Raw genomic sequence first — 23,524 nt, forward strand, 5'->3', positions numbered from 1 at the left:
TGTTTGGCTTTGCTTCGGTCCCGCATACTTAGCTTTAGCGCAAAACCGTGCGTATCCAGCGGTTGACCCACTGCTGCTGTTTGCGGGTGATGGTGCTGTAACCGGGTGTACTGTGCTCCGGCGGCGGCTCTGCAAAGCCAAAGGCGGGAGGAAGGCGGGTGTCTTTGATGGCCGGGTAGACCCACATTTCGGCGGGTAGCGCCTGTTGCGCCTCGGGGGTCTGTAGAAAGGCCACCAGCTTGCCGGCCAGTGCCGGTTGGGCTGCTCCTCTTAATACCGCCGCGCCTTCTACCTGACGGTAAACGCCTCCTTTGAGTAGCAGGTTCCCTGTCGGCGGAACCTTGTATCGGCCCTTGCTGAAGAAAACCTCCGCCGCAGGGCTGGTGGTGTAGCTGACTATCAATGGACGACTACCACCGTTTTGGGTAAATTCAGTGTAGTAGGCATCGCTCCAGCTTTTGGTTATTTTTACGCCATTTTTACGCATATTTCCCCACCAAGAAAATGCCTTTTGTTCTCCCATATACCCGATATTAGCCATTTGACGGTAAACGCATTTACATATTGTATTTATAATACTATTTACTGATAGCCTATATCAAATTAATAAATAACAATAGCATTGAGTATAAATTGACCTTTAAATATAAAAAATTATATAAATAATTGTATTTGTTTAGATATAGCTTTGCTTATATAAATAAAATGTTTTTATTAGAAAAAGCCATTTTATGTCAGATTAAATATGTATTTAAAATAATAATTTAGGATATTTGCATAAAAAAGTAATTGAAGTTATTGTTCTTATTTGTTATTATTAGCTTGCTACTTATGAGTAGTAAGCTAAACATCATTACGGAGAATATAATATGAAAAAAATCATTTTTGTGGTATTGTCATTTTTTAATATAGGATGGGCAATGGCCGCGGTAAATATTAATAGTGCGACAGCAGAAGAATTAAAGGCCCTACCAGGTATAGGTGCGGCAAAAGCAGCAGCGATTGTTGAATATCGTCAACAAAATGGAAACTTCAAAACAGTAGATGACTTGAAGAATGTGAAGGGGATCGGCGATAGTATCGTAAATCGCTTGCGGGATGAGGCAACAGTTGGGGCTGCTACTTCTGCAGGGAAAAAGGCTGTACCTGCTATTAAAAATAAATAGGTTGGTTAAAATTTTGCTGTCAAATATACTTTTATGCCATATGATTTATCATATGGCATTTCTTTAATCGTAGTAATGAAATATATTAAGCTTTTAATACATCTCTATTTTTTTAGAATAGTTAGAAAATTTTATAAAAACTATATATTTTTCAAAGTAAAATAGATTAGTCTAAAATTTCGAATAAAAAAATTTCATACTGTAAATAATTTTTAAAAATTGATAGAATATTACTATTGAAAGATGCAAATTTTTTAAGTAAATTTAGTTTACTTGATTTGTATATAAATAGATTTAAAGATATTATTATTTTATTCTTCTACTTGAGTTATATTGAAATTTTTTAAAGAATAGATAGTAAAATATTGAGAGTTGCTATTAATTTTTATATGAATTTTAATAATTTTTTAGATATTTAATTTTTTATAGAAATAAGGCTATTAAACAAAATTTAATGCAACAGGTAGGCTGATTTTTATCTAAGACTATTAAAAATAATAGATATATTTATTAGTATATAAATTTTTTAGACAAATTAATAAAGATTTTATAAGATATTAAATTAAGGGGCATCCTAGATAACTAAGATAAACAATCTATTGCTCATTTTTCTAGAATGGATAATTGAGATTTTATTTCACTGTAAGCTTCATTCTTACTCCTTTAAATATAGCTCGAAATGACTCTTCGGCATACTGTTAAACTTCCGAAAATAGTACTTTGCTTGATTCCAAAGGCTCTCAATTCTGTTGATGTGGCTTTGCTTTCGGAATAATGTGTATGGTGGTTGATACGGTAGTGACTAAACTCACTGACATCTAAAACATCATAACTTTTGTAGTAGTCAGTATGGATAATGCTGTCAGACCTAGACGGTATAAATTTACTATTACTTTTCAACAGTCCGAATACTGGGATTTTCCCTGCTGTAGCGCGTCCGTGTTTTCTTTTACGTCGGCTGCCGAAATAGCTTTGATTTCTTTGTTAAGTATTTCCAAATGCAGGCTGTTTTGACAAAATAGTAGTCTTAGATGGAGAAAGTAATAAGTAGCAGTATTGTGGTTTACACCTACTAATTCTGCGAAGATTTGGGCTGTTGTTCTTGCAACGAACAGTTCAATCAATTTGGTTTGCTTGTATCGGCTTAATTGGCTTTTTATCAGGATTATTTTAAATTTTTTAAATAACTTTAGTTATCTAGGATAGTTACTAAATTAAAAATATGGTTAATTTATTAAAGAGAAAATTAACTTTTATTTTAAGGAGCATTAATCATATTGATGGAAAGAAGACCTAATTTAGGCAAAATCCTATGTTATGATAAGCCCGCTAAATAGTAACTTAATGAGGTAAGTGAAATGACTTGGACAGCAGCAGACAGTGCAGGTTTGTATGGAATCCGTCACTGGGGGGATCGTTATTTTTCTGTAAGTGAAGACGGAAAAGTAATGGTTCGGCCAAATGACAATAGTGAGGTAGAAGTAAGCTTGTATGATTTGGTAGGTAGTCTGAGCGTCCGTGGGCAGGACTTACCAATGTTGTTTCGCTTTCCTGATATTTTACAAGATCGTGTAGCACGTTTGTGTGCAGCTTTTAATCGTTCTATCCGTAAAAATGAATATACAGGTACTTATACTGCTATTTATCCAATTAAGGTAAATCAACAAGAATCGGTAGTTAAGAACATTATCGTTCCAAAGGATGATCAAGTTTCGATAGGTTTAGAGGCGGGTTCGAAGCCTGAATTGATGATTGTGCTGGCTTTCGCACCTAAAGGCGGAGTGGTTGTTTGTAACGGCTACAAAGATCGTGATTTTATTCGATTGGCATTAATGGGGCAGCGCTTGGGCCACCAAGTGTTTATTGTTATTGAAAAAGAGTCTGAAGTAGATTTGGTCATCGAAGAGTCTAAGAACTTGGGTATCAAAGCAAATTTAGGTCTAAGAGTACGGTTGTCATCATTAGCATCCAGTAAATGGGCCGATACTGGTGGTGATAAGGGGAAATTCGGACTTTCTGCAGCTCAATTGATTTCCGCAGTTGAGAAATTAAATCAAGCAGGTTTAGCGGATACGGTTAAATTAATGCATTTCCATATGGGATCGCAAATTTCCAATATTGCTGATTATCGGATGGGATTTAAGGAGGCTGTACGTTATTTTGCTGAACTGCGTGCTTTGGGTTTGTCTATCGAATATGTTGATGTTGGTGGGGGGCTAGGTGTTGATTACGATGGTACGCATTCACGTAATGCCAGCTCGATCAATTATGATATGGGCGAATATTCTCATGTAATTGTTTCTATGTTGGCCGAATATTGTAATGAGGCAGGGATTCCTCATCCACATATTTTTTCAGAATCTGGACGTGCAATGACAGCTCATCACGCTGTTTTAGTGATGAATGTAACGGATGTTGAAAGCTTGCCTGATCAAATTCCGGTAATCGATGATGAAGAGAATTTGTCTTTTGCTACTAAAAAATTGATTGGCTATTTGGATATCACTGACAGTGAAATGGTAACTGAAACCTATTATCGTATTAGCCATTATCTGACTGAGGTAACAGAGCAATATCTTGAAGGTAAAGTTTCACTGAAAGAGAAAGCTTTAGCCGAGCAGCTACATTCTGTGTTATGCCGCCGTCTGAAGAGTCAGCTCCAAGCTAGCCAACGTTCTCAGAGGCAAGTATATGATGATTTAACTGATAAGTTAGCAGATAAATATTTCTGTAATTTCTCAGTATTTCAAAGCTTACCTGATACCTGGGCCATTGGCCAAGTTTTACCAATTATGCCTATCCACAGATTGGACGAAAAACCATTAAGAAGAGCTGTTCTCCAAGATTTGACTTGTGATTCAGATGGCAAAGTTAGCCAGTATGTTGATCAGCAGAGTATTGAGTCCAGTATGCCTGTTCACAAACTTAAAGATGGTGAGCCTTACCTTTTAGGGGTGTTCATGGTAGGAGCATATCAGGAAATTTTAGGAGATATGCATAATCTGTTTGGCGATACTGATTCGGTAAATGTGTATGTACGCGATAATGGGCAAGTTGAATTTGGCGGTATGGAGGAGCATGATACTATTGAAGATATGTTGCGTTATGTACATTTGTCGCCGGAGGAAGTGTTGAACCGGATTGAGGAAAAGTCACGCTTGGCGGGTTTGAATAAAGTGGAGCATAACCGTTATTTTGCAGAGTTTTGCCGTGGTTTGAAACAAAGTTCGTATTTAAGTTTGGAAGAATCTTTGTAGTTAACTCTTTTTGCCAAAATATAAAATATGCCGTCTGAATTTTTCAGACGGCATATTTATGTAGGTTTATCGTTAAAAGATTTCTCTCCAGCTTAAGCGTTTAATTTTTGCACTGCAAAGGGGACCGCTGACACCGAGAGTAGATGTTTCCGGAGCATCAGAAGAGTTCGCTTGTTTACTTGTTAGGCCACTAATGAAACGGGTGGCATTACCGGTAAAGCAGGAGTTTTTAGGTATTTTTGAACGCTCGCCCAGTTCCAAATCAGTGCCACTACCGCCGCTATCTCCATCATCGGTTACAGCTAATCCTTTTTGTGCTTTAGCCATATCAATATAGCTGAAGCTCAGAATACCATTTTGACGAAGACCGTTGGCATAATATTCGATACCGCTTTTAGCATCTTTTTGGATGAAGCGGAAATCCAAGCGGGCATCTTTAGAAGTAAGTGCACCACCAGTAGCAGCATTGATACCCATAATCCAGCTTGCACTTTGTGTAGAAACCGACGTGGTTGTAGGTTGGCAAACATCCATCGAGCCGCTATTCGAAGAAATAGATGGTCCAGTTTTATAGATACGCGTGCTGATCATGGCAGTCCGCAAAATCATAGTTGGTTTTATTACTACTCGTTCCCCAGTTTCAGGCAACGCTATTTTCCAACCTTTATGGGTATCATTAACCGGATTATTGCTCAGGAAGCGGTAGTCTGCATTATTTTGTTGTGCAGTTGTAATGGTTTGAACTTGGATTTTTGAAGTGTCATCTGAATATTTAGCCACTTCTGTGATGTCAGTAGCGGGGTAAGTACTGACATCATCAAAAATACCATATACCGCTTGCTGTGCCGTATTGCTTAAGTCACTACTGTATATATCGCTACCAGTTCCGAAAATAACGACATAGTTGCCTTGTGAGCGGCGTGATACGGCTGGTGCAGCAACAATCGGTTGAGTGGGGGACCCCTCATAAATACGGGTGACATTCCATTCGCTAGGTGTAGCATTGCGTAGGTCAAACCGATACATATTGCCACCGTAGTCACCTGCATAGGCAATATCAATAATACCGTCGAAATCAATGTCTACCAGAGTTGGAGAAGATAAACCACCTTTGCCATTTGGCACATTGATTTTCGCTAACAACTTACCGGGTACACTATCATTGGCTTTTGTACCGCTTGATGCCTCTTGTCCTAAGGTGTCGTATACGTATAGTGCGGTTTCATTATTATCAGTTGCAGCATTCCTACTTCGGTAGCCGCTGGCTAAGAAGGTTGCATAACGTATATTTTTTTCAAAGTCTACGGTATTGTTTGTACGTGAAATTGATACGCGACCAATTTGTGGTGTACCAATGGTATAACCCAAGGTATTATTTGTACCTTTAGGGGTTTCAAATAAGGGTACATCGTTTAGCCATGTACTTTGATTTGTATCTAATGCAAGAGGTTGGCCATTGGTTCGGTTTATACCACCTATATTTAAGGCATATGCACCGCGACCGCCTTGTCCCAAAGCACCAGCCATAAAGATTTGTTGCCCCTTGGATTTGTTGCCTTCGGGAGTTTGGCGTAATACAAAACCGCCGTTAACCATATAACGGTGTGGGTGCTGGTCATTTTTACCATATTCTTCATGTGCCAGCTCTTTTAATGTTTTGCCTAAGGTACTACCTCCATTGTTGCTATCGCGCTCCATTGCTGCGGGGATATAACTGAGTTTTAAGTCGTACGGATTAGTGGCGGCTGTATTATTATCACTTTTAAACAGGTGTACCATACCATCATTGGCAGAGGTAACTAAAAATTTCTGCCGTCCGCCTGTTTGAGGGCCGATGGTTAATACGGGGCTATCAAGAATATCCCCTAAATTACGACGGGTAGTTTCCCGTAAGCGGTAAGGAACAGTATATTTTTTTGATGCAGCATTGGATTTAATAAGGTTGTCATCGCTACTGCGAACTGTCCAAGGGAGTAGGGTTGATTTCCATTCATCTTGATCTACGGGCGTGCCACCGGAGAGATCGAAAAAGCGGTTATCTAGGCCAGATATGTTATTGGGTTGGTCCGCCCAAACATTAGCTGAACCCGTGTTCATGATGACACGGCGGTTGGTGTAAGACGGTTGTTTAGGTGCTGTACTCGTATTGACGTTTCCGGATGTATCAGTATCATAAAAGAACAGTTGGCTACTCCAAGAACCAGTATCAAGTTGCACTAAAGCTGCCATATCAGGTACGGCATTACCAATAACCGCCGGTGCCACTGTGCCATAAGCGGATACAGGATTGGTAGCTGCACTATCTTTTTTAATATCTTCGATCATGCTTTTAAAGGTTGCTTCAAGTTCGGCTCCATTTTTCGGGGTTGCAAAGAACCCTTTGCCAGCACTTGCTGCATTGCGTAGATAAGTTTCACCTGCTCCACTTAGGCTACCACCAAAGCCGATAGTGTAAGTGTTGATCGTTTGTTTTTCAAATAAAGGATCATTCCAGCTTTTTTGTGCCGTATCGTTGCCATTAGTCTTTATATCTTTGGTTGCTAACTGTTCCGCAAAAAAAGCCAAACCGTTATTCATATCCCAAAAAGTATGTAAACCTCCATAGCATTTACGTTGTCCCAAGTTATATGTGCTGGGAGTGCCGAAAAAAGCGTCTGGATTGTTCATGTAATAACGATCGAAGTCTGGATAGTTATTGTGATTTAAGCCGCAGCTACTATTGGCATCACCATCCGACATTAAAATAATATAGCTTTTTTGACATCGATATTGAACTGCCGAGATGGCATCGTTAGCTACTTCATAATATCGCCTGGTAGTGGGTGTGCCTCCATCTGGAAATATATTATTAATATATTTTTTGACTTCTAAGTGATTAGTTGTATAGAAGTTCATGTGAGGCCGCGGATAATTATTATAAAAATTACTTTTGCCCCATAATGTTTGTAAAGACCAATTAAAGTCTCCCTGATATGTATCTAAAACTGAATAGAGCGCTTGTTTGGTTGCGTAGAGACGAGAAGTATTGGTGCCAGGGATGGCATCATTCATACTGCTTGAATCATCAATTAGCAGCATCACATTTGGCTTCGGAAAGCTACTGTAAATAGTCGTACTTTGATTTTGTAGATGTAACGGAGTTTCTGCAAACGAATCTGCGGCTTTGCTATATTGGTGGAATGAACAGAAAGCTAAGCAGCAGAAAAGAACTTGCGGCTTGAGTGCAAGAGGGGGAGGTAGGATTTTCATACGTAATGTTTCCTGGCTGCGGGTTGAGTGAGGCAGCCAATTGTTAATATTATTAATTTTTTTTGTCTCTATTATGTAACGATACAATAAGTATACGTATAGTTTCATTTTGTGCTAGATAGACGGTATTAATTTTAGATGAAAGGTTGTTGTAATTGATGCTTTTTTTTAACAAAAATAGTCAAATTGAATAATATTTAGATTATATGTTGTTGTAATTTATATTGGTTTTTATCATTTGGGGCTGATTGGAATGTTTATGGATGCGGTATAATCCGAAAGCTAATCATAATGCTTAAAATGATGTGATGCCGGAGAAGACTTTGATAGTGATACAGGGTATAAATATTTTGAATAACGGCATTACACATTACCAGGGAAGAAGCTTGAGATGAACCGTCAATCTATGGATTTAAAGCCAGCACTACCGTTGAAAAAATTATATTGGTTGGTGTTGGGGATAGGGGCTGCTTTGCCTACTTGGGCGGCCGCGCCAGTATCACCTTTTGCCGAACGGCCGTTTAGTGTAGATGGTAGTGTTGCGCGGTTCGTTAATGAAAATCCGCCAAAACCAAATTTCCTCTTTATTTTCGATACCTCTAATACGATGGGGCAGGCCATGCCTACCGGAGAGACTCGGTTGGCAGCGGCAAAATCCTCTTTACAGTCTATTATTTCTCGTTATAACAATGATTTTAACTGGTCGATGGTGACGGTGCCCGGAGTCAGTAGTATAGACAGTGCGATTAATGGCGGTTATACAACCGGAGCGCGTATCAGCAGTTTGTTGGGTAGTATCAATACGACTAACTATGGTACTCCCATGACGAGCCGTTATTTAGATGCGGCAAAAATAGCGATTGATGGTATTGAATACAGCTGCCAGCGGAGCTATATCGTTTTGATGTCTGATGGTGAAACCGGTCAGAACACTTGGCAAGCTATTCGCAACAAGCTGAATGATTATCGTTTGAGGGATGGGCGTACTTTAAGTACTTATTTTGGAGGCTTGCCAAGTAATTATTGTGCGAGTTGGGAGAATGGTTATCCGTGGCGGGCACGTCACTTTTGTGGTGATCAGACGGCTATTCAAAGATCTAATTATTCTTTTGGTGCTGCGAATGCTGCCAGCATCATACAAAATTCCTTGAGGCCATGGCCTACGCCAGTGTTAACGCAAACTTGGTCGGCTTCTACTTATGATAATGTAGGAACGGCCAGTAATGGCTATGATATTACAAGCCCTTTGAATACAAATGATAGTTTGCGAATCAATAAGGATGGGCGCTTCTTTACCAAAAATACTGGTTATTCTGTAACTGATAATAACACCTATGCGTTGAACTATAAGGATGGAGTTTCTTATTTCAGTCATATCTTGGCAGTTAAGGATGCGAAAACTCAAGGCGTGGATAGAGAGGGGCGCTCTTGGAACAATACTCTTTTTCCCAAGCAGGTTATTCAAACTTATTCGATTTCATTTGCTGACCCGTCCACATTGAGCGGTAATGCCCATTATTTCTTGGCAACTTCTTCGGCATTGTCTCCAGCGGGCTATGAGCGAGATATAAACACTACTCCATTGTCTACGCAAGTGACCGCATCTGAAAAAATGGGCGTGCCGGGTTATTACAATGCTTCTTCGCAGGCTGCACTGACACAGGCATTTGATAATATTATGGCGGAGATTAAGAAGCAGGAACCAAGGGTCAATGCCAGCGGCCAAAGCATATCTACTTCTTCACCGACCGCCTCAATGTCAATGCAGGATAGCCCTTTGAGCAATTATGCTGCTTATCTCACGCTCGATAGCGGGTTATGGAGCAGCAGGTTGCTTTTCCGTAGTTTGCAGACGGGCTCCGATGAAGAAAAAGTGCCGGATTATTCAGCACGAACTATTTTGGTCAATGACGGTAACAATGTAGTTAATATTGACCAAACCAACCGGCAGCTTTATGGGCTGAAAACCGATATAGAGACTACAGTGGGATTGATTCCTTGGTTGAAGAGACCGGTTAATCAATCTGATACGGCGATTGAGAGTGCGGTAACGGCTCGTTTGCCTGATCCGGCACAGCGAACGGTTGCCTCTTACCGTGTGCGTACTGATTTGCCGGGGGATAATGCCCGCATGATGGCTGACGTGATCGGTGCGCCGATATTGAATATGCTTGATAATGGCCAGGGTCAAAAGCGTTATATGGTAACCGCTGCTAACGATGGTATGCTCTATGCATTTAAATATACCGGTAATACGGATTACCCTTATCAATTAGCCTTAAACTATATGCCTGCAGCTATGCAGCGGGAAAGTACCGACGGCAGTGATACTATTGCCAAAGCCTTGCCGGAAATTGCAACTACAGGCTACGGAAGCTCAACCGCACAACCGCATTTGTACCTGCATAACGGAGGTATGGAATACCGTACTACTTCGGCTACAGCAGGAGCTGCACAGCAAACTTTCTTAGCCGCGGCATTGGGGCAGGGAGCGCGTGGGGCATATGTGGTTAATATCGCGGGGAAAGACCGTAGAAATAGCTTGGTAAATGTCGGATTAGATGCTGATAATGCTGCTTGGCAGACTTCTGTGCCGGTTTTTGAAACGAATAAGAGTGCGTCGAATAAACTGGGTTATACCATCAGTACGCCTCGTATTGGCTTAGTAGCTACCGAATGGTTGGATGTGGTCAATAATAAACCTGATATTACAAAAGGCGTACGCAATTATTTATTTTTAGCCAATGGTTATGAGGCAAAAAATACGGCTGTTCCGCATGATGGAACGCCAACTTTATATATTTATGACATCTTAGCTCAAGAATTCGGTAGCAGTGGTTTCTCGACAGTAAGTGACAGCAGTAGCGGCAAGTTGATTAAAACCATTCCGGTTAGCGGTGCTTATACGATTGCCAATGGTTTTGATCGGAATTATACGGCACTGTCTACACCGACTTTGGTCGATACCAATGCCGATAATATTTTTGATACGGCATATGCAGGCGATAGCGGCGGCAATATTTACCGTTTTACGCTCAAAGGAAATACAAAAGATTGGAAAGCGGTCAAAATTTACAGTGGTGAAACAACCATAGGTGTAGGCGGTAAGCAAGTTGCCACTCAACCGATTACTACCGCACCGGCAGTTTTCCGCAAGGCAGATGGCACTTATGTCGTGATGGTGGGTAGTGGTTCGGATATTTTCCCATCGGATTTGACCAATACCTACCAGCAGGTTATGTTGGGAATATTTGATGACCCGGCAGCATCTGAAGTACCGGCCGTGCGGCAGTCCCAGCTGGTGAAGCAAATCTTTACGACGGCTACTACCGGAGCCAACCAGTATGATTATGTCAGCAACAATGCCGTGCCGGATAAAGCTAAAGGATGGGTGTTGATGCTGGATGAAACGAGTGCGGAGCGGATCGTTACCTCGCCGAGCGTACATACTCACACGGTTTTCGTTACTACTCGAAGCTACCGGCCGCGGGTAATTAAAAGCAATACACCAACGGTTTCTGCTCCTTATACGTGTGGTTATGTAGAAACTACCGAAACCAGCGGTGCGGCTAGAGCGTTACAGCTCAATGTGCTGACGGGATCGGCGCCTACGGGTGAGTCATCACGGATCCAGTTGTTGGATACAGGTTTGTTGAATGGTTACTACCCCGCTTCTTTAAGGCTAGACGGAGCGGCCTCTGATATCAATTTGTTGTCGCCTTCTAGTACCAAGCAGCCGTCAATTAATGTAAACGGACAGGGTCAGTCAGGCGAAGACGGCCTTATTGCAGAAGCACCGGCCATTAGAAACAGTTGTGTGGCTACTAATGATTATAAAGCCGTGATGGTAGACCAAAGTGGCGTGCGGACCTTTAATATCGAGGCCCCGTTGTGTAATACCAGTGTGCGGCGTATTTCTTGGCGTGAGATTTTCTAAATAATCATGCCGTCTGAAAATATTTTCAGACGGCATTTTTTAGAAATTTGCATGCAGTATCGGGCTGGGTGCTTGAGGAAAACATCATTTTCGCTTAAAATACATTGCTTCTGCGGCATGTATCGCATGTCTCGAAAAGCACGTAACACAGTTTTTGCAAGCTGTGCGGCGTGTTTTTTTTTAGCCGGTATTTTGAGGCCGTCTGAAAAATGGTCGACAATTATTGTCGCTGAATAAAATTAAGAATAATACCGGGCAGGCCGATATGGCAGATTTTTATTTCAAAAGCCCGGACTTTCAGACGACTACGATAAAGCATACAATCCATTTATCAATCAGGTAACAGGAATTATCATGACAACGCCCGCAATTCTCGTTTTGGCAGACGGCAGCGTGTTTCACGGCACCTCTGTCGGCTATCACGGCACCACTTCAGGCGAGGTGGTTTTCAATACATCCATGACCGGCTATCAGGAAATTCTGACCGATCCTTCTTACTGCAAACAAATCGTTACTCTGACTTATCCGCACATCGGCAATACCGGCACCAACGGAGAAGACGTAGAAAGCCGCGCTGTTTATGCCGCCGGTTTGATTATCCGCGATCTTCCGCTGCTGCATAGTAACTTCCGTGCCGAGGAAAGTCTGCAAGACTACTTGGTGCGTAACCAAACCGTTGCGATTGCCGATATTGATACCCGCCGTCTTACCCGTATCTTGCGCGACAAGGGCGCACAAGCGGGTGCTATTCTAACGGGAGCGGATGCTACTGAAGAAAAGGCGAGCGAATTGATCACTGCATTTGGTAGTATGGTCGGCAAAGATTTGGCTAAAGAAGTAACCTGCCAAAGTCAATACGAATGGACGGAGGGCGAATGGAAATTGGGCGAAGGTTTCAAACAGCCCGCCAATCAACCTTACCATGTTGTTGCTTACGACTTCGGTGTTAAAACCAATATCTTGCGTATGCTGGCTGATCGAGGTTGTCGTTTGACGGTTGTGCCTGCGCAAACGCCTGCGCAAACTGTATTGGATATGAACCCCGATGGCGTGTTTTTATCCAACGGCCCAGGTGATCCCGAACCGTGTGATTACGCCATTGCCGCCATCCAAAGTATTTTGCAGGCGAAAAAGCCCGTATTCGGCATTTGCTTAGGGCATCAGCTTTTAGGCTTGGCTTGCGGAGCCAAAACCAGCAAGATGCCTTTCGGTCATCATGGTGCTAACCATCCCGTACAGGATTTGGACAGCGGTCGCGTGATGATTACAAGCCAAAACCACGGCTTCCAAGTAGATGAAACCAGCCTGCCTGCCAATGTGCGCGTGACCCACCGCTCATTGTTTGATGGCACTGTGCAGGGTATCGAGTTGACCAACCAAGCGGCATTCAGCTTTCAAGGCCACCCCGAAGCCAGTCCCGGCCCGCACGATGTAGCCTACCTGTTTGATAAATTTATCGACAGTATGCAAGCAGCGCGCGGATGATATTTTCAGACGGCATGGCATTTAAGCTATGCCGTCTGAAAACCGTTTAACGCCTGACTTTTGTAGTGCAAATCGATCGAGTATAAAAAAGCGGCTTTAAGGCCGTCTGAAAACAAGTGAAGCGAAAATGTACGGTATTACCGACGTGGGCACTTATCTGATCGGCACCATAGCCATTATCACTTTGCCCGGCCCCAATTCCATGTATTGCCTTGCTATCTCTGCACAGCAAGGTATCAAGGCCGCGTACCGTGCTGTTGCCGCCATTTTGCTGGGCGATATCATTTTGATGCTTGCCACCATATTAGGGGCAGGCACGGTACTGAAGTTGTATCCTGCCCTGTTTCACGGAATTAAATTGTTGGGCGGTATCTATTTGGCCTACATAGGGTGGAATTTATTGCGTGCGGCAGCGAAGAAATGGTGTTTCAGACCGTCTGAAAACATTTCGGCTGCCGTGCCGAATACCGTTGCCGTGCAAAGTGTTTTCCGCCGTGCTTTGCTGCTGAGCCTGACCAACCCGAAAGCAATACTGTTTTTCTTATCGTTTTTCGTACAATTTGTCGATCCGGCCTATCCGTATCCGGCTCTCAGTTTCTTACTGCTGGCTCTGATGTTGCAGGCTATCAGCTTCGCTTACCTCAGCCTGTTGGTGCTTAGCGGCCACCGCCTTACCACCGTTTTCAGACGGCGGCATAAAACATCTGCATTGGCCATGGCAGCGGTAGGGATGCTGTTTATCGGGTTTGCTTGTAATTTGTGGCTGGCGCAGATTTAGAGGGCAAGTAACGATTCCTGTTGACAGGAAGCACTGTAAATAGGTTGTCTGAAGCAGTATTATTGTAAATGACCCATTAGTCTAGGAAATGTATATGTAATGCATCCTACATACAGCTTATGTTGGCTATGGCTTGTTTTTATATTTCTTAATAATTTAGGATGATTTATGATTGTTAAAACTAAGCAAGATCTTGAAAATGCTTTAAAAAATAAAGTTGAGTATTTTGAAGTTGAAGGTGAGTTAGCAGAGCAATTAAAAAAGGGACAAAAAATCACAACTCTTAGTAAAGTTACGTTGGGTGTATTAACTGCATCTATTGCAGGAATTGCATTGGCTCCTGCAACGGGTGGCATTTCAGGTGTGATGGGTTTAACAACTGCAACAACAATCGCAACATTAACAGGATTAGAAATTGCAGTAATTATGGCTGTTGCATTTGTAGGTGTGGGAATGTTGATGGCACTTTATAAAGATTATGATGTTGTTGAAGGTAAAATAGATCCTAAAGGCGGCAAATCTAAACTAAAATGTAAAAGAAAGAAATGTAAAAGAAAGAAATGTAAAAATGCCTAAACGTACTGACCTTAAATCCATCCTAATTATTGGCGCAGGTCCGATTGTTATCGGACAAGCCTGTGAATTCGACTATTCCGGCGCGCAAGCGTGCAAGGCTTTGCGCGAGGAGGGCTACAAAGTCATTCTCGTCAACTCCAACCCCGCCACGATTATGACCGATCCCGATATGGCCGATGTTACTTACATCGAGCCGATTATGTGGCAAACCGTTGAAAAAATCATTGCTAAAGAACGCCCTGATGCGGTACTGCCGACGATGGGCGGCCAGACTGCGCTCAATTGTGCGTTGGATTTGGCGAGAAATGGTGTATTAGCCAAGTACAACGTTGAGCTGATCGGTGCAACGGAAGACGCGATTGATAAAGCGGAGGACCGTGGCCGTTTTAAAGAGGCAATGGAAAAAATCGGCCTGTCTTGCCCGAAATCTTTTGTCTGCCACACCATGAATGAAGCGTTGGCGGCGCAAGAGCAGGTGGGTTTTCCTACGCTGATCCGTCCGTCTTTCACCATGGGTGGTTCAGGTGGTGGTATTGCCTATAACCGCGATGAGTTTTTGGCAATTTGCGAACGCGGTTTTGATGCGTCGCCTACCCATGAATTGCTGATTGAGCAATCGGTTTTGGGTTGGAAAGAATATGAAATGGAGGTGGTGCGCGACAAAAACGACAACTGCATCATCATCTGTTCGATTGAAAACTTTGACCCGATGGGCGTACATACCGGCGACAGCATCACCGTTGCGCCTGCACAAACGCTGACCGACAAAGAATACCAAATCATGCGTAATGCATCTTTGGCAGTATTGCGTGAAATCGGTGTGGATACCGGCGGTTCGAACGTACAGTTTGCGGTGAATCCGGCTAATGGTGAAATGATTGTGATTGAGATGAATCCGCGCGTAAGCCGTTCTTCCGCGTTGGCTTCCAAAGCTACGGGCTTCCCGATCGCGAAAGTGGCTGCCAAGCTGGCGGTAGGTTTTACGTTGGATGAGTTGCGCAACGATATTACCGGCGGACGCACACCGGCGTCATTTGAGCCGAGTATTGATTATGTGGTAACCAAAATCCCGCGCTTTGCCTTTGAAAAATTCCCTGCTGCTGATGATCGCCTGACTACGCAAATGAAATCGGTGGGCGAGGTGATGGCAATGGGACGCACCTTGCAGGAGTCTATGCAGAAAGCCTTGCGTGGTTTGGAAACCGGCTTGTGCGGCTTTAACCCGAAAACCGAAGACAAAGCTGAAATCCGCCGCGAGCTGGCTAACCCCGGCCCCGAGCGTATCTTGTATGTGGCCGATGCGTTCCGCGTTGGCTTCGGCAAAGAAGAAATCCATGAAATTTGTGCCATTGATCCTTGGTTTTTGGCGCAAATCGAAGATATTGTGGCCGAAGAGCAAAAAGTGGCTTCGGGTAGCCTGCAAGATTTGGATTATGCCGTTTTACGCCGTCTGAAACGCAAAGGCTTTGCTGACAAGCGTTTGGCACAATTGTTGGGCGTGAGCGAGAAAGAAGTACGCGAGCACCGCTATGGTTTGAACCTGCATCCGGTATATAAGCGCGTGGATACCTGCGCGGCAGAATTCCAATCGGATACGGCATATCTGTATTCTACCTATGAGGAAGAATGCGAAGCGAGGCCGTCTGAAAAACGGAAGGTGATGATTCTTGGCGGCGGTCCCAACCGTATCGGCCAGGGTATCGAGTTCGACTATTGCTGCGTGCATGCGGCACTGGCTTTGCGCGAGTCGGGTTTTGAAACCATTATGGTGAACTGTAACCCCGAAACCGTATCCACCGATTTCGATACTTCAGACCGTCTTTATTTCGAACCGTTGACCTTGGAAGACGTGTTGGAAATCGTTAAAAAAGAAAACCCGTGGGGCGTAATCGTGCATTACGGCGGCCAAACCCCGCTGAAACTGGCCAATGCTTTGGTGGAAAACGGTGTGAATATTATCGGTACGTCGGCCGACAGTATTGATGCCGCCGAAGACCGCGAGCGCTTCCAAAAAGTATTGAACGATTTGGGTTTGCGCCAACCGCCTAACCGTATTGCCCATAATGAAGAAGAAGCATTGGTGTTGGCCGAGGAAATCGGCTATCCGCTGGTGGTACGCCCGTCTTACGTATTGGGCGGTCGCGCTATGCAAGTAGTGCATTCGCAAGAGCAGCTGAAAACCTATATGCGTGAGGCTGTGCAGGTGTCGGAGGATAGTCCGGTATTGTTAGACTTTTTCTTGAATAATGCGATTGAAGTGGATGTAGACTGTGTTTCAGACGGCCAAGAAGTCGTAATCGGCGGCATAATGCAGCACGTTGAGCAGGCGGGTATCCATTCGGGCGATTCGGGCTGTTCGCTGCCGCCGTATTCGCTGTCCCAAGAAATTCAAAATGAAATCCGCCGCCAAACCAAAGCTATGGCCGAGGCTCTCAATGTGGTCGGGTTGATGAATGTGCAGTTTGCGGTGCAAGACGGTGTGGTATTTGTATTAGAAGTGAATCCGCGTGCTTCGCGTACCGTACCATTCGTATCGAAAGCCACTTCAGTACCCTTGGCTAAAGTTGGGGCGCGTGCTATGGCCGGTATCAGCTTGAAAGAACAAGGCGTGGAAAAAGAAGTCATTCCTGATTTTTATGCCGTTAAAGAAGCCGTATTCCCATTTATCAAATTCCCCGGTGTCGATACCATTTTAGGGCCGGAAATGCGCTCTACCGGTGAGGTAATGGGTGTGGGTGCGACCTTTGGCGAAGCCTATTTGAAATCCCAATTGGGGGCGGGCGAGCGTATGCCCGCCACTGGTAAGGTATTTTTGGCCGTGCGCGACGAAGACAAACCGTATATCGTCAAAACAGCGAAAAACTTCCAAGCTTTGGGTTACGGCGTATGTGCCACCCGCGGTACTGCTGCTTATCTGGCCGAGCACGGTATCACTGTGCAGGTGGTGAACAAAGTATTGGAAGGCCGTCCACACATTGTCGATGCGATTAAAAACGGTGAAATCGCTTTGGTAGTGAATACCGTAGGCAGTGATGCACAATCGGTAGCTGACAGCCATAGTATCCGTCGCACTGCGCTGACAGCGCGTGTTCCCCAATATACTACCGTGGCGGGCGGTGAGGCGATGAGCGAAGGGGTGAAAAGCCTGAATACACTGGGTGTATATAGTGTGCAGGAATTACATGGCCGTCTGAAGAAATAATTTATATTTAAGCATATTTAAGGATATAAACGCCCCTTTATTTCGGGGCGTTTTCTTTATAGTTGTATTGCTTCCGTTTAAAAAGTGATTACGAAGGTAATTAGCCCCAACGGTTTGTTTTTATGGAAGGGGAAAGATTCTAGCTTTGAACCTGAGAAAAATTGGGTTCCAGGTTATGTAGTTGTTATTGCTGATTTTGGGGCTGATTGGGATATCAAACGAAGCCTGCAAAAATAAAAAACCGCTTGGGTTTAACCAAGCGGTTTGATTATAGTCGCTGAAAAGAATTATTTTTTCAGAGAGTCGCGGATTTCGCGCAACAGAACGATATCTTCGCTTGGTTCAGCCGGAGCTTCCTCCACAACAGCAGGTTTTTTCATTTTGTTGATGGCTTTAATAACCATGAAGATGGCTGCGGCAACAATCAGGAAGCTGATGATGGTATTGATGAACAAGCCGATATTCATAGTTACCGCGCCGGCGGCTTTGGCGGCTTCTAGAGTTGCATAGCCGGCTTCAGGTGCATTGGCACCGTCTTTCAGCGTAACAAACAGGTTGGAAAAGTCTACGCCGCCCAAAAGTAAGCCGATCGGGGGCATAATAACATCGTCTACTAATGATTTTACGATGCCGCTGAAAGCGGTACCGATAACCATACCGACTGCCAAGTCGATAACGTTACCGCGCATAATGAATTCTTTAAATTCTTGTTTTAAAGACATGGTATTTCCTCACATTGAATAAAATAATCTTGGATTTTAATTAGGTAAAAGCTTTTCAGTGCGGCGTGTAGATGCCGACTGTAACTATCTTTCAGTTCTCATCTTAACGGTTTTACTGTAAACAGTGGGTTAAAATTTGTATGTTTGATGCATAAAACATTATTTTGTTCCGCTCGGGCATAAAAATCAGCCGTCTGAAAATACTATGATGCAAAAAAGTTGCACTTTGCAAAATATTGTTCAGACGGCCTTTATGGTATTGCGAAGATTTTCCGTTGATAGAAAGGATTATTCGGTATCGTCGTCGTTCAGCGCATTGATGCTGTAGCCGCCGTCTACATAGGTGATTTCGCCGGTAATGCCGGAAGAAAGATCCGATAACAGGAAGGCAGCCGTATTGCCGACCTCTTCGATGGTAACATTTCGGCCGAGCGGATTATGAGAGGCAACATGAGCCAGCAGTTTGCTAAAGTCGGCAATGCCGGATGCTGCCAGTGTTTTGATCGGGCCGGCAGAAATACCGTTGCAGCGGATGCCTTCTTTACCCAAACAGGCAGCGGTAAAGCGGATGCCTGCTTCTAGGCTGGCTTTTGCCATGCCCATAACGTTGTAGTTCGGAATAGCACGAACGGCGCCCAAATAGGAGAGGGCCACAATCGAACCTTTTCGGCCTTGCATCATCGGGCGTGCGGCTTTAGCTAAAGCGGGCAGACTGTAGGCGGATACTTCGTGGGCGATATTGAATGCTTCACGGCTGATGCTGTCGAGAAAATCGCCGTTGAGTGCCTCGCGCGGAGCAAAGCCGATAGAGTGTACCAAGCCGTCAAGGCCGTCCCATACTTTGGCTAAATCGGTGAAGGTTTGGGCGATTTCTTCATCACTTTGTACGTCGCAACGGAATACCAGCTCGGAACCCAGCTCTGCCGCCATTTTGCGCACGCGCTCTTCGAGTTTGTCTACAACGTAAGTAAAGGCAAGCTCTGCGCCTTGGTCGTAGCATGCTTTGGCAATGCCGTAGGCGATGGAACGTTCAGAGATCATGCCGGTAATCAGGATTTTTTTACCTTGCAAAAAGCCCATGTTTTTGTCCTTAGATAGTGGTTTTGCTATTACGTTAAACGCGGCATTATAGCAAAAGCCGCGGTTTCAGTATAGAAAACAAAAGTTTTTCACCGATGCGGGGCCTTCTTGTCACAGCAGTACTATTTGTTTTGTACATTTCGAACGTAAGGTTGGCGAAGGCAGGTTGAAAGCGAAAGGTATAGGAAGTGTGCGCATATCAAAGGTATTGTGGTTACAATAAGGCCGTCTGAAGACGGTGGTGTGAGTATGAAAAAATTTTGCGCTTTATTGTTGCTTTGGCCTGTTGTCGCCCATGCCTTACACGGTGTAGGTTTGGGAGAGCCTGCGGCGTATCCGGAAGGTTTCCGCCATTTTGCATATGTTAACCCTGCGGCACCTAAGGGAGGTACGCTGACCTTGCCGATGCCTGGTGGGTTCGATACCTTGAATCCTTTTACTTTAAAAGGAGATAGGGAAGCCGGGGTGGCTATGCTGACGTTGGATCAGCTGATGGTAAAAAGTTATGACGAGCCGTTTGCAATGTATGGTTTGTTGGCAGAGGATATCCGTCTGGCTTCAGACGGCCTTTCGGTTACTTTCAAAATCAATCCTAAAGCCCGTTTTCATAACGGCGACCCCGTATTAGCTAAAGATGTAGCATTTTCTTTTAATACACTTACCCGTGACAAGGCTGCCGTGCCGATATATAAATTTTATTGGGCGGATGTGGCTTCTGTTGAAACGCCTGCACTGCGCACGGTAGTTTTCCGTTTTAAGCGGCGCAATGCCGAGCTGCATATGATATTGGGCGAATTGCCGGTATTTTCTCATAAAAGCTATCCGAAAGGATTGGCCGCAGCACCGAATACTGTGCCGATCGGTTCGGGGCCTTACCGCCTGGCCCGTACGGATGCCGGTCGTATGAGTGAGTTCAGGCGTGATGCCGATTATTGGGCCAAAGATTTGCCAACACGCAAAGGTATGTTTAATTTTGATACTGTGCGTTTGCGTTATTACCGTGATGACAGTGTGCGTATTGAAGGCATCAAAGGCGGACGTTATGACTTTGTGCAGGAAACTGTGGCTAGGAATTGGGCTCGTACCTATCCTGAAAATCTGTTGGCCAAACGTCATCTTCAGAAATATGAGTGGATACATAATAATACTGCCGGAATTCAGGGTTTTGTCATGAATCAACGCCGAAAGCCGTTTGATAATCTTTTGGTAAGGCAGGCATTGGTAGAGAGTTTTGATTTTGAAAGTATCAATACACGTCTTTTTTACGGTCTCTACCAGCGAAGCAACAGTTTGTTTACCAATAGCTTAATGGCGGCGGACGGTAGGCCGCAGGGTAGGGAGCTTGCTTTGCTTGACGAAATACGCGGCAAACTACCCGCAACCGTATTTGAGGAAGATGTACCGCAGCCGCCTGTAGCCGACCCTGTATTGGGTGTTCGTCCTAACTTACTAAAGGCCCGTGCCTTATTGAATAAGGCGGGTTACCGTTACCTCAATGGTGCGTTGGTGGATGATGCGGGCAAACCCTTGGTTATCGAGTTTCTGACGCCCAGTAAAACATATGAGCGTATCACTGCTAAGTGGCAGCGGGACTTGGCAAAAATTGGTATACGTTTGAATGTGCGTGTAGTTGATTCGGCTGTCTATCAAAAAAGATTGGATGATTTTGATTACGATATGACGATTGTGGTCTATTCTAATAGTGAGAGTCCGGGCAATGAACAATTTAATTACTTTAGTTGTGAGGCAGCCAAAACACCGGGCAGCCGCAATTGGGCAGGTGTGTGTGATCCGGCTATTGAGGCTTTGCTGCCGAAGTTTACCGGCTTTACTAGCCGGGAAGAGTTAACGGTGGCCGCAAAGGCTCTTGATAGGATTATTCGTCATCAATATATTTTGGTACCCAATTGGTACAGTAGACAACATAGGGTTATTTACCGTAATAATTTGCATATACCGGAAAATTTACCTAAATATTACAGTGCAATGAGCTTGATGTTAGAAACAGGATGGGTTCGTTAGGTTATAAATTAAATACGGCAAATACAGCTTTTCTTGATTGGTCGAAGAACAAACAATGCCGTCTGAATATTTCAGACGGCATTGTTTAGGTTTGGATGGAATAATGGCGGAAAGGATCTCGGATTGTTGGCAAATGCATGAAATGGTTGATTATTTGCAGCCATTAATGATTAATTTTTCAGATACGGTTTTATTGTATAAATTTTTTGATAAGGATTTTTTTAGGGATTATGAATTAAAGAATATGGCTGTGGTGTTTTTCTTTATTTGGATGAATCTAAAAACTCCATGAAATAAAAAAATCCGACTTTAAAATAGTCGGATTTTTTTATTTCATGGTGGAGGTAAGCGGGATCGAACCGCTGACCTCTTGCATGCCATGCAAGCGCTCTACCAACTGAGCTATACCCCCGAAATTTTGGTGGCGAATCAGGGATTCGAACCCCGGACACAAGGATTATGATTCCTCTGCTCTAACCGACTGAGCTAATTCGCCAACTGATGAAGCGCATAATATACTGTTGCACGGTTTTTTTGTCAAAATATTTTTTTAAGGTAAATCTTTTGTATTTGATTTTTATCGGAATAAATTCATTTTAATGTTGTGGCTTGCAATATTGCTGAATAGTGGGGCTTATGAGGAGCTAAAGCTTGTGGCAGATATCTCCGTGGGAAAATCCTTGCCAGTCAGGATCAATATCACGCCCGAAAGCGATAACTTTAAATAATTCTCCCATTTCATGTTGGCCTATTAGCTTATGGAGGGTTGCCGCATGGCGGATATAGTCGGCGGAGGAAGGATCGGTATTTTCTAGTAAGCTGGTGATGTTGAGGTTGAGTAGAAAGCTTGCTTGGGTGGTGTAGCCGATTAAGTCCATACCTGCGTCGGTTCCTGCTTGGGCGATATCGGTAAAGTTGACATGGGCGGTCAGGTCGGTCAGGCCTATGTGAAAGAAAGGGTCATGTATGGTGTGATGTCGGTAGTGACCGATCAAGGTGCCTTGTTGTCTTTGAGGGTGGTAATACTGGGCGGCATCGAAGCCATAGTCGATAAAAATCACCGCTCCCCGCTTGAGCTTTTGACCAATAGTGTGGGTGAATGCGTATTGGGCTGGATGCAATTCGCTGGTGTACGGATATATTTGTTCGGGAAAATAATTGGCGGCCGCTGCGCGCAAGAATTCGGGTAGCGGGCGGGGTTGCCATTCGAAATGATCGTTTTCGCAAGAAACCCCCATTTGTTTGAAGCCATCCGGGTCATGTCGTACGACTTCGCACGGTATGGCATCCAGTACTTCGTTTCCGATAATGATACCGTTGAATTGTTCGGGTAAGGTGCTTAGATGGTAGACTTTGGCCGCAGCTTCGGGAGGAACGGTTTCAGTGATGTATTGGCGCTGACGATCGGCCAGCTCAGGTGAGACTTCAATAATGTAATAATTTTTCAGGCCGTCTGAAAGGTTTTGCAGCAATGTAGCGGCTAAAGCACCTGTCCCCGCGCCGAATTCATAAATGTTACCGTCGGTTTGAGGCAATAAAGCCTGCAACTGTTTTGCTATGGCTTGCCCGAAGAGCGGGGAGAGTGTGGGCGCGGTAATGAAGTCGCCGGCCGGGCCGATTTTATGGGCACCGCCTGTGTAATAGCCATATAGAGGCGTGTAGAGTGCCATTTCCATAAAGCGGGAAAATGGAATCCAACCTTGATTGCGGCAGATGTCTTCACGGATATGGGTAGTGAGGGCTTGGCTAGCGGCAAGGGCTGTTGCAGATGCGGGAGGAAGTGTATTTGACATTTGTTAGAATATGTAAAATTTTAAAAGTGGCGGATATATTATATCTTGCTTGATATGGTGTGGTGTAGCAGTAGGGATAAAGCTTATGTAGTGCTAAATATAAGTTTGCAATACTAAATATTGTATTTATTTATTATAGGGCAAGCTCTTTGAGTAGGAGCGGCCCTTTTTTTATCGGGGTAAGTGCTTGTCTGGCCGTTTGTTTTTTGTAAATTGGTAATTTGACCGTATTGTGGAAATTTCATATAGTGTCGCTA

At 44.0% G+C, this 23,524-nt stretch carries 12 protein-coding genes, 2 tRNA genes and 2 pseudogenes; 8 read left to right on the forward strand and 8 right to left on the reverse strand.

Annotated elements, in window-relative coordinates; translation table 11 throughout:
* Window positions 1–34: 34 nt before the first annotated feature.
* Window positions 35–541, reverse strand: a pseudogene (locus ACEPPX_RS02875) (thiamine ABC transporter substrate-binding protein); the annotation flags it as partial.
* A gap of 328 nt (window positions 542–869) precedes the next feature.
* Here ACEPPX_RS02875 and ACEPPX_RS02880 point away from each other — a divergent pair.
* Window positions 870–1,166 (forward strand): ComEA family DNA-binding protein, encoded by a 297-nt coding sequence (locus tag ACEPPX_RS02880; RefSeq protein WP_047760964.1) that lies wholly within the window; start codon window positions 870–872, stop codon window positions 1,164–1,166.
* A 603-nt stretch (window positions 1,167–1,769) separates the two neighbouring features.
* Here the strand turns inward: ACEPPX_RS02880 and ACEPPX_RS02885 are convergent.
* A pseudogene (locus ACEPPX_RS02885) lies at window positions 1,770–2,329 on the reverse strand (transposase).
* A 195-nt stretch (window positions 2,330–2,524) separates the two neighbouring features.
* Here ACEPPX_RS02885 and speA point away from each other — a divergent pair.
* Complete coding sequence (gene speA / locus ACEPPX_RS02890; protein WP_047760963.1) at window positions 2,525–4,423, forward strand: arginine decarboxylase; 1,899 nt, start codon at window positions 2,525–2,527, stop codon at window positions 4,421–4,423.
* Window positions 4,424–4,495: 72 nt separating this feature from the next.
* On the opposite strand, the gene pilC is transcribed toward speA, so the two are convergent.
* On the reverse strand, window positions 4,496–7,672 hold the full coding sequence (gene pilC, locus ACEPPX_RS02895; RefSeq protein WP_416622874.1) for a PilC family type IV pilus tip adhesin: 3,177 nt from the start codon (window positions 7,670–7,672) through the stop codon (window positions 4,496–4,498).
* A 391-nt stretch (window positions 7,673–8,063) separates the two neighbouring features.
* Here pilC and ACEPPX_RS02900 point away from each other — a divergent pair, with 391 nt between their 5' ends.
* The 5 genes from ACEPPX_RS02900 (at window position 8,064) to carB (ending at window position 17,650) form a co-directional block, all read left to right on the forward strand.
* A complete protein-coding gene (locus ACEPPX_RS02900; protein WP_416622875.1) occupies window positions 8,064–11,609 on the forward strand; it encodes a PilC/PilY family type IV pilus protein in 3,546 nt (1,181 codons plus the stop codon).
* Window positions 11,610–11,963: 354 nt separating this feature from the next.
* Entirely contained in the window at window positions 11,964–13,094 is a 1,131-nt protein-coding gene (gene carA, locus ACEPPX_RS02905) for a glutamine-hydrolyzing carbamoyl-phosphate synthase small subunit (RefSeq protein WP_416622876.1), read from the forward strand.
* A 127-nt stretch (window positions 13,095–13,221) separates the two neighbouring features.
* Window positions 13,222–13,872, forward strand: coding sequence for a leucine efflux protein LeuE (gene leuE / locus ACEPPX_RS02910; RefSeq protein WP_416622877.1), 651 nt, complete (start codon window positions 13,222–13,224; stop codon window positions 13,870–13,872).
* Between the two features lie 168 nt (window positions 13,873–14,040).
* Complete coding sequence (locus ACEPPX_RS02915) at window positions 14,041–14,448, forward strand: hypothetical protein (protein ID WP_416622878.1); 408 nt, start codon at window positions 14,041–14,043, stop codon at window positions 14,446–14,448.
* Window positions 14,441–17,650, forward strand: a complete 3,210-nt coding sequence (carB, locus tag ACEPPX_RS02920) for a carbamoyl-phosphate synthase large subunit (RefSeq protein ID WP_416622879.1) — start codon at window positions 14,441–14,443, stop codon at window positions 17,648–17,650. The genes ACEPPX_RS02915 and carB overlap by 8 nt, the downstream gene beginning before the upstream one ends.
* 287 nt (window positions 17,651–17,937) lie before the next feature.
* Here carB and mscL read toward each other — a convergent pair whose 3' ends face one another.
* Together mscL and fabI are read right to left on the reverse strand one after the other, a co-directional pair.
* Window positions 17,938–18,372: a large conductance mechanosensitive channel protein MscL gene (mscL, locus tag ACEPPX_RS02925; RefSeq protein ID WP_047760956.1), complete on the reverse strand. Its 435-nt coding sequence runs from the start codon at window positions 18,370–18,372 to the stop codon at window positions 17,938–17,940.
* A gap of 288 nt (window positions 18,373–18,660) precedes the next feature.
* The gene (gene fabI / locus ACEPPX_RS02930; RefSeq protein ID WP_416622880.1) at window positions 18,661–19,452 is read right to left on the reverse strand and encodes an enoyl-ACP reductase FabI; all 792 of its coding nucleotides are present in this window, start codon (window positions 19,450–19,452) and stop codon (window positions 18,661–18,663) included.
* A 249-nt stretch (window positions 19,453–19,701) separates the two neighbouring features.
* On the opposite strand from fabI, the gene ACEPPX_RS02935 reads away from it, so the two are divergent.
* The gene (locus tag ACEPPX_RS02935) at window positions 19,702–21,474 is read left to right on the forward strand and encodes an extracellular solute-binding protein (protein WP_416622881.1); all 1,773 of its coding nucleotides are present in this window, start codon (window positions 19,702–19,704) and stop codon (window positions 21,472–21,474) included.
* Between the two features lie 336 nt (window positions 21,475–21,810).
* Here ACEPPX_RS02935 and ACEPPX_RS02940 read toward each other — a convergent pair.
* The 3 genes from ACEPPX_RS02940 to ACEPPX_RS02950 all read right to left on the reverse strand — a co-directional run bounded on the left by ACEPPX_RS02940 (window position 21,811) and on the right by ACEPPX_RS02950 (window position 23,267).
* Window positions 21,811–21,886: transfer RNA gene (locus tag ACEPPX_RS02940), tRNA-Ala, on the reverse strand.
* Window positions 21,887–21,893: 7 nt separating this feature from the next.
* A tRNA-Met gene (locus tag ACEPPX_RS02945) sits at window positions 21,894–21,970 on the reverse strand.
* 148 nt (window positions 21,971–22,118) lie between these two features.
* Window positions 22,119–23,267 carry a class I SAM-dependent methyltransferase gene (locus ACEPPX_RS02950; protein WP_416622882.1) on the reverse strand — a complete coding sequence of 383 codons (1,149 nt, stop codon included), beginning with the start codon at window positions 23,265–23,267 and terminating at the stop codon, window positions 22,119–22,121.
* Between the last annotated feature and the right edge of the window lie 257 nt (window positions 23,268–23,524).

Source organism: Neisseria sp. S1, assembly GCF_048060015.1.
Lineage (GTDB): Bacteria > Pseudomonadota > Gammaproteobacteria > Burkholderiales > Neisseriaceae > Neisseria > Neisseria arctica.